General features: G+C 72.5%; 1 protein-coding gene and 2 pseudogenes. All 3 read right to left on the bottom strand.

Going from position 1 to position 2,814, the window contains the following annotated elements:
• A pseudogene (locus SACSA_RS0118455) lies at positions 1–596 on the bottom strand (hypothetical protein); the annotation flags it as partial.
• Positions 597–891: 295 nt separating this feature from the next.
• Entirely contained in the window at positions 892–2,238 is a 1,347-nt protein-coding gene (locus tag SACSA_RS0118450) for an ABC1 kinase family protein (RefSeq protein WP_019819207.1), read from the bottom strand.
• A 59-nt stretch (positions 2,239–2,297) separates the two neighbouring features.
• Positions 2,298–2,814 (bottom strand): annotated as a pseudogene (locus SACSA_RS26385) (hypothetical protein); the annotation flags it as partial.

Genomic DNA, 2,814 nt, shown 5'->3' with positions numbered 1-2,814 from the left:
CACCGCTGGACCAGCCGCCGAGCCACGCCCTGTGCGCGGTCGCCGGTCGCGGGGTCGCCGGGCGCGTGGCCGAGTCGGCGTAGCCGTGCGCGGACCGCCGCCGAACCGCGCTGATTGCCGAGTTCCAGTTCCTCACGGAGCTCGGCCCGGGTGCACAGCCCGTGGTGCACGGGCGAGGCCAGCAGGTCGTGCAGACGCGTTTCGTCGGCTTCGCGGCGTGCGGCGTCCACCGCCGCACGGGCCGGTGGAGCGAAGGGGAGGCCGTCGATCCACACCGGTTCGGGGAGCCGGGACGTGCGTTCGACCGTGGCGAACGCGGGTGGCAGCACGCGGCGGTGAGCCGGGATCAAGGCGGTCACCGTGTCCGGGGGAGGTTGGTCGAGACCCTGCGCGGCGAGCGCGTCGATTCCCGTGAGCACGCAATCCGGCGCGAGGGCCACGGCCGTGGCCTGGAGCAGGTGGTGCCGCGTGGGCGCACCCGTGCCGAGCAGCACGACCCCCTTGGTCAGCCTTCGCCACGGACCTGACGGTCTGCATCGTTTGGTGATCGTGCTCGGGTGCAGCCCGCGTTCGCGCAGCGACGCCACGGAGACCACCGGTGTATCCGGATGCGCGATCTCGCGCGGAGCGCGGGCCGACGGGGCGGGTGCGCAGCGGCTGAGTGCGCCGGCGGGACGAGCCGCGCCGTGGGAACGGGACGCTACGGGCCCTGCGGCCCGGGTCGATGTCGTCGTCATACCCCGAGCGTGACGGCACGGGGCCCGGCGCGGGGGCGTGCGCGCACATCTGTGGACAACGGCAGAACACGAACGGTCCGCGGGCGCCACCGGCCCCGCGACTGTGGACAGGTGGTGCCCTCACCCGTGGAGTGCCCGGGGAGTGCGGAGGGCGTCAGTCGGCGAAGCCCGGCTGCCAGCGGCGCACGATGTCGCGCACCGCGACCTCGGCGTCGAGCTGGCACAGGATGCCGGTGGCGCCCGCGGTGACGCGATGGATGAGCAGCCACTGCGGCGGCAGGTTGAGTGACCGGCCCGTGTTAAAGTCCTGGTTACGCGTGTCTCCCATCCGCACGGCCTGCTCCTGTGCCCACCGTCGCGTGAAATGGAACGACTCGTCGGTCAGCGGGGCGGTCAACGGGAGCAACCAACGGTAGACGTCGTCGGCGTCGATCCGGCTTCCGGGACGCACGAACCCCTCACTGCGGAGCACGTCGAAGAGTTCGTCCGACCGGCCTTGCAGAACCAGCCGCATCAGCACACCGAGTGAGCGGGGCGCGCCGTCGGGCAGCGCGGCGACGGCACCGAAGTCGATGACGCACAACCTGCCGTCGTCGAGGAGCACGAAGTTGCCGGGGTGCGGATCGGAATGCAGCAGGTGCGCCCGCGACGGCGACGAGTAGTGGAACTCGGCGAGCAGCCTGCCCGCCTCGTTCCGCTCTTCCACCGTTCCCGAACTGATGATCTCGGAGAAGGGCGTGCCGGTGACCCACTCCGACACGATGACCTTCGGTGCGCTGGCCACGACCTTCGGGATCCGTACCTGCTCGTCACCGTCGAACGCCTTCGCGAAGCGCCGCTGATTGTCGGCCTCGGCCCGGTAGTCGAGTTCCTCGTCCATCCGGTCGGCGAGCTCGGCCAGCAGCGGCTTGACCTCGGTCCCCGGCACGAGCGCCTGGAACAGCCTGCTGAACCGCTGGAGTTGACGAAGGTCGCTGCGCAGGGCCTCGTCCGCACCCGGATACTGCACCTTCACGGCGACCTCGCGGCCGTCGTGCCACACCGCGTGGTGCACCTGACCGATGCTGGCCGCTGCCGCCGGCTCGTCGTCGAACTCCGCGAACCGCTCGCTCCACGAGCGCCCGAGCTGCTCAGCGAGCACGCGGCGTGTGCGCCGTGCCGACATCGGTGGCGCGGCGGCCTGCAACCGCGTCAGGGCGTCCCGGTACGGCGCGGCGAGTTCGTCGGGAACGGCGGCCTCGAACACGCTGAGCGCCTGCCCGAACTTCATGGCCCCGCCCTTGAGCGTGCCGAGCACCTCGAAGAGCTGTTCGGCGGCCCGGGCGGACAGGGCCGCATTGACCTCCTCGGTGTCCTGGCCGGTGAGCCGCCTGCCCCACCCGCCGACGGCACGACCGGCGATGCCGAGCGGCAGGCTCGCCAATTTCGCGGTCCGTGCCGCCGCTCTGCGGGGGATCGCGGCGTCGGCGTGGTCGTCGAGGGAGTTTCCCGAGTCCGTCACGCCCGCGATTCTGCCCTCCGGCCCGCCGTGCGTGCACCGAAATCCGCTGTAAATCGCAACTATCGCCGCGGTGGACGGTCACGCGCCCCGCACTCGCAGTGTGGGTGCGGCGGCCAGTGACGTCGGCGCACGACACCGGCGTAGCAGTCGAGTTCGAGGGTGGCGTTCCAGCTCGGGGGCGGTTCCGGGCCGGGGGCCGGACTCAGCGCGCGCAGCGCCTGGCCCGCGGCCACCGCGGCGGTGCCGTGTGCGCTGGTGAGGTCGGCTCGTTGACTCCGGCCCGCGAGTTGCCCGGCCACCGTCGGCCAGCACGGGTCGAGCGCGGTCCGGTGCAGGTCCGCGCAGCGCAGGCAACTGCTGCGTCCGGGCACGACGAGTGGTCCCACGATGCCGATGCCGTCGCGGACCCGTACCGGCAGATGGGTCGTGCCCTCGGCGACGAGCGCGGCCACGACCTCCGGTGCGGGTACCACGGCGTCGGTGAGGACCACCAGATCGGAGGTCCGGCCGTGGGGGAGCGGGCCGGTGCGGACGTCCGGGCTCGCGCGGCGGGCAGCGTGGACACCGAGGTCAGCG

Origin of the sequence: Saccharomonospora saliphila YIM 90502 (assembly GCF_000383795.1) — a bacterium.
GTDB classification, from domain to species: domain Bacteria; phylum Actinomycetota; class Actinomycetes; order Mycobacteriales; family Pseudonocardiaceae; genus Saccharomonospora; species Saccharomonospora saliphila.
Note: the sequence above shows the minus strand (reverse complement) of the source record. Positions and strands in the feature narration are given on the sequence as shown.